The sequence below is a fragment of the Roseburia sp. 1XD42-69 genome, from assembly GCF_003612565.1.
GTDB lineage: Bacteria > Bacillota > Clostridia > Lachnospirales > Lachnospiraceae > Roseburia_B.
In genome coordinates, this window is the sequence record NZ_RAZG01000129.1 from 1 (window position 1) to 5,289 (window position 5,289).

Sequence of the window (5,289 nt, forward strand, 5' to 3'; positions counted from 1 at the left end):
ATCTTTTGATTAGCGAAAAATACATTGCATTTTTTTGTAGCCAAAAGCGAAAATGATATTGTAGCATGACATAGAGTGCAAACCTTAATGTATATATTATAAAGGTTTCACTCAAAAGAAGCAATAGTGAATCTCATAATTATTTATTCCCTTTGTTCATTTGAGCATCAACCGCTTCTTCGCTCATTTTATTTAACATCTCTTCGGATATAGAAACCCCCTTTTCATCTAACTGTTGTTTAATATAGCGTTTCATGCGTACAATATTAAAATCTCTAATGCTTTTCAACTCTTCTGATATATCTTTTCTAGGTAAATCTGCGACGAATTTATCTGATTCTTCAATATCATGTAATTGAAAATTGTTTTCGATAAAACACATTTTTTTCAGTTTATCATTCAAACTTTGAATTTGGGTTAAATTATTACCAAAATTCGGAAATCCTAATTCAGTATTTGCAAGCCTAATCACATAACTTATACCATCAAAAAATTTTGCATCTTCTATTTGTGATAGTAATTCAAGCAATTCATATTCGCAATACTTTATTACTGAACTGTTTTTTATTTCTGAAATTTTACTATCAAAAATATTTTGCAGCCTAAATATTTCAGTCTTAGTATAACTTCTGCAAGTAAACGCTTTATCATTCCCAACTTTGGAATACTTTATATATAATTTCTCATTATCTCCATTCCATATTAAATCTGCGCCTTTATCTTTTATTTTTATGTGCTTTTTGCATAACATAACAGATATATCAATAAAAGCCGTTACTGAAACAAATTTATTTCTTAAAACCTCCATGCATTTTTTCTTATTTCTTTCCTCTGGAACATATACTTGCACTATAAAAAAAATCAGAGCTGCAATATAGCTTATTGCCAAATTATTTAACCATGAATAAAAAGGCTCTATTCCAAAATAATCTGGCATATTATATGTAATCATATAAGAAACAGAAATTAAAATGCACATAATACCTATTATTGAAATTTCTTTATTGCTAAAACAGAAATGCTTTATCTTCTCTATAAACCTTTTCATTAATCTAATCCTTTCCATATATTTCTACTCATATCAATACTAATTCTTTTGTATTGTAATGGTTATATACTCGGATTACAAGCAAAATTTGAAATTACTACTTCCATTCACATTATCTCTATCACAATCGTAAAAAATAAGGCTGCATTTGAAATTCTATTCTCAAACACAACCTTGCTTTTATTGACTAATAATCTCCCTGTTTTGCTACATCACTTCTACCACAAAACATTTAGAACTTTAGAACAATCATCTTTCGTCTTTCTTTGATAGCTTGCTCCAGTATCATTTAATTCAGAGAAATCCATGTTTATAATCTTTTCATCTGCTTTCTCCTGCTGCTGTAACCTATCATCCATTTCAGGCAGCTTCTTCTTTATGATTCCGCATACATATTGACATTTACTGTATGCCGATTCAAAAGGCTTATTTTTCTGGACTGCCTTTTCAATATCTGTATGGTAAAACTTGAATGTTTGGAGGATAAAAGAATAATCATAAGTTTTTGTTTTCAATTTTTGCAACAGTTTCTTTATGTCCTCTGTCAGAGAATCATACACAATTTGCTTTTCAACATACTCACATAGTTCATAAAATCCTTCTGAATCAGCATCAATTTTCTTTTTAACTGGTTTTCTTTCTAAATCAATTTTCAATTCCTCATCTGTCTTAAAGTGAATATGTCCCTTTGTTGGGATTAAGCCACTGATAAACGCATAACAACCGCTTTCAATAATATCTGATACTGCTGTTATCTGTTTAAATTTCGGATAATCCTTTTGATGTATAGTAACAATCTTTTGAGAAATTTCTTTTCTGTCAATGCCGTTTTCTAAAGCTGCTTTAGCAATAATATCCCTCTGTTTTTCTAATCTTGCTTCTATCCGCTCTGAATATGTAATTTTTTCATGCAGACAAGCCAAACATAGCAATAAAAGATTCTTTGATAGCTGCTTTGTTTGTATTGATTCCTTTATTTTTAAATTCAAATTTCTATTCATTGTATTAACCTCCTGCTATCTGTTGTAGGGAATGTTGTTCCGTTTCCGCTCTGCTACAACTACACATCATTCCATTTTCTATTTTAAATCAATGAATTAGTGAAAGTGTGTTGTAGCTGCTTGCAGCGGAAACAGAACTTTTACCATATTGGATTATAAAATTTCTCTGTATACTTACCCCTCTTTCTTTAGAGAAAATGTCTGTAAACCCTAATGAAGCAAGTCTTTACAACGGTTCACTTTTTAAAACGGTATAATAAGAAAATGATTATTATTATACCGCATAAGAAAGTGAACCGTACATTTGTTCTAATAATTTTGATGCATTACATGATTCCTTTCAATTCTGGTATATCATTCTTTGAATCCATTTCTGGTTCACCAATCATAATACTTATTAATCTGTTTTGCACATCTAAGTAATTATCATGGTATCTGTATTCATCACTAAATGATTGAAACATTTCCCTAAAATCATCTTCATAATCAAAACCTAATTGAGCTAATTCCTTAATTTCTGGTTGTTTTAACTGCTCCTGTACCCATTTCGTTTCTACTTCATCCGCTTTTTTATTTGTCCTGTCATATTCGTTTTTTGTTCTGTTCATAATTCTTCTTGCAAATCTTGAAGATATTTCTTTCTTTTTATGAATCATATCCTCATTTGTTAAAGCATTCATAATTTCTTGTAATGCTTCATTGTCTGCAAAAATCTGAATCTGCTTTTTGTACCGAACCCAGTTAAACCCATATGTTTCATTAATTTGTTCGCACACCCTATCATAAAATTTTTTCTGCTGTTTCCTTTGAAAGATTGTCAATATTCGTTTGGCGTTAAACTCTTTCAAAACTTTACGCTCTGTCTGCCTGATAATAATATCTTCGTTTTTTGTTGATGTATGGCAATCCCCATTATTAATTGAAATGCAGTAATTTCTATAATAATTTAAAGTTTTATATTCATCTTGTAATGAATCTAGCACTCTGAATATGACACTTTCCAATTCAGGCTTACACCTATAATAAAATTGATTTAGCATTGCAGCAGTAAACCGTGGATTTATTTCTGCCAGTTCTTTTAAAGATATTTTTTTATAATTTTTAGTGACTAATCCGACAAAACAAGCTAATTCTTCAACACTTGTATATATGACATTTTCATCTTTTTGCAGTAAATAGTAAATCATGATAGGTTTAATATTCTCTATATAAAATCCATTTTTGCCCCTGCCATCTTCTTTTTCTATATAATGCGGAATTTCAAAAATATCTGCTATTTGTATGGCGTACTGCTTTAAATCAGGTCTGTTTTGAATATCATAATACTGGTTTATGATTTCATCTGCTTCGCCTTTTCGTTTTCCTTTGGATATTTTTTGTAAGTCTGTTATTAAGTTTCCTTCTCTATCTTTCATATTAAGATTTTCTACTCCGATAGTTCTAATAAGCTCTTTTCGCCCTTTTATAAATATCTGCCCTATTTCCGTTTTAGTTTTTACTGCAACTTCTGTGGCATCTTCTGGATTGAATATAGTTACATTAGGTGATAATCCATATGTTTTCTCTGTTTCAGATTTTCTGGTTTCCTCAATAGCTTTTTGCTCTTTTGGGATTAAAACATTAGAATCATACTTTACAAGAATATCATTGATTAGCAAATATGATTCTATATCCGTCAGTTTCCCTTTATCATGATTTTCCATAATTTCAAGTAGCTGCTTTTTATATGGATTGTCTGCTTCTAAATCCAGAATGGAATTTATTATATTTTGTTTCATAATTTCTGTAGTCATAACCACCCCCCCCTTACTCCATATCAGCATATTCATTGTCTATATCATCCTCAAAGCTTTCAGATTCAGGCAGCATATTCATATCTACATTACTGGTTTCTGGTTCTTCCGCATCCTCATCTTCATTAATTTTCGTTTCAAATCCAAAAACATCAAGAATCAGATTCTTTGCTTTGTTGAAAGAGTATTTCCGTGTACTTTGCTTTGAACCATCTTTCCTATATTTTGTTAATGTAAAAACCTGATTCTCATAATCATTCGCTTTTTGAGTAACGCTTATTACTGGTCTGCCATCTATTTGAAATGTTGCGGTTCTGCCAGAATCAAGGTCTTTGCATACTTCCGTTTGTCTTATAAGATGGAATAGTGTTGTAATCTTTCCAGTCAATTTCTTTCTGGTTAAAAAAGAAATATCAACTGTTTCATGCACTGTTGAAAATCCTAAATTCCCATTTCTACAATAATTCAAAACAACTTCTGAATATTTAGGAGTTTCTGTTATATTTGATTCTGTAGGTTTTGTGGATTTTAGTTTTGTTTTAGATGCTTTGTTTGTAGCAGTTGTTCCTTTTGTTCTTGGCATAATATGATTCCTCCCTCTATTTTTAATTCTGGATAGGCTGTCACACTAACAACCCATCCAAAAGAAATACAGTTTATTTTATTATTTTTCTATTGATTTTGCAGCATTACATAAATCTTTAGCCTGTTTTCTTACCTCAAATAATTTAGTCCTATAATATTCAGCAGATTCAGACATATTATAAAGCAAATCTAATACATTCAATTCATCTGATTCTACTGAATTTGCATAACACCCTACCGCACTGACTTCATTATCATTTATCTCAAAATGTACTAAATTATTTTTATCTGAAATAATGCAATCAGAATATTTATCTATGTAATCTCTGACAAATTCATCTGCTGAAACACGCAATTCTTTAAATTTTTCGTAAATAATTTCAAAATGAACTGCTGAAACAAATACGCCTGTTCTATTGATAAATTCTCTTCGGGTAACGAAGCCTTTATATTCTTTTTCTGGAAAAATGCAAGTATTTTTCTTTGTAACTTGCATAACTGTTTCCTTTCCTTCTGTTGCATTATTTTTATTTGTCATTTTTCCATACACTTTTTCATGCATTTCTTCATCTTTATTTTTCGTATTCTTTTGAGCTTCATATAAATTCATAACAATTTCCTCCAATTCTTTTAATTTTTCTGATTTTGTGCGCACTCAAATAAGCTATTCATCATAGCATTTTTAAATTTTGTACACAAATGAACACAATTAATAAAAGTATGCATATCTAATTTTTTGCACACAAATAAACTCTGTCTGTATTCAGTTGCAGCATGATTGATTCATTGGATTTTTAGCTCAATCAAAGGCTATTCACCGCCATAAATAATAGGGATTTTGATAGATTATAGATTTCTCGAA

5 protein-coding genes are annotated in these 5,289 nt (G+C 30.0%); all 5 read right to left on the reverse strand.

The genetic code is table 11. The annotated features are described in order from the left end of the window. Positions 1-139: 139 nt before the first annotated feature. Positions 140-1,066 carry a hypothetical protein gene (locus D7Y06_RS23840; RefSeq protein WP_147415766.1) on the reverse strand — a complete coding sequence of 309 codons (927 nt, stop codon included), beginning with the start codon at positions 1,064-1,066 and terminating at the stop codon, positions 140-142. Between the two features lie 200 nt (positions 1,067-1,266). Next, positions 1,267-2,049, reverse strand: coding sequence for a hypothetical protein (locus D7Y06_RS23845; protein WP_120409997.1), 783 nt, complete (start codon positions 2,047-2,049; stop codon positions 1,267-1,269). Positions 2,050-2,375: 326 nt separating this feature from the next. Next, entirely contained in the window at positions 2,376-3,842 is a 1,467-nt protein-coding gene (locus D7Y06_RS23850) for a hypothetical protein (protein ID WP_147415767.1), read from the reverse strand. A gap of 13 nt (positions 3,843-3,855) precedes the next feature. Then, complete coding sequence (locus tag D7Y06_RS23855) at positions 3,856-4,425, reverse strand: hypothetical protein (protein ID WP_120409999.1); 570 nt, start codon at positions 4,423-4,425, stop codon at positions 3,856-3,858. A gap of 81 nt (positions 4,426-4,506) precedes the next feature. Beyond that, complete coding sequence (locus D7Y06_RS23860) at positions 4,507-5,037, reverse strand: hypothetical protein (protein WP_120410000.1); 531 nt, start codon at positions 5,035-5,037, stop codon at positions 4,507-4,509. Between the last annotated feature and the right edge of the window lie 252 nt (positions 5,038-5,289).

Bases quoted from the DNA above. Each gene is read 5' to 3' on its own strand.
- D7Y06_RS23840 (WP_147415766.1), bottom strand. From the start codon at position 1,066: ATGGAAAGGATTAGATTAATGAAAAGGTTTATAGAGAAGATAAAGCAT.
- D7Y06_RS23845 (WP_120409997.1), bottom strand. From the start codon at position 2,049: ATGAATAGAAATTTGAATTTAAAAATAAAGGAATCAATACAAACAAAG.
- D7Y06_RS23850 (WP_147415767.1), bottom strand. From the start codon at position 3,842: ATGACTACAGAAATTATGAAACAAAATATAATAAATTCCATTCTGGAT.
- D7Y06_RS23855 (WP_120409999.1), bottom strand. From the start codon at position 4,425: ATGCCAAGAACAAAAGGAACAACTGCTACAAACAAAGCATCTAAAACA.
- D7Y06_RS23860 (WP_120410000.1), bottom strand. From the start codon at position 5,037: ATGAATTTATATGAAGCTCAAAAGAATACGAAAAATAAAGATGAAGAA.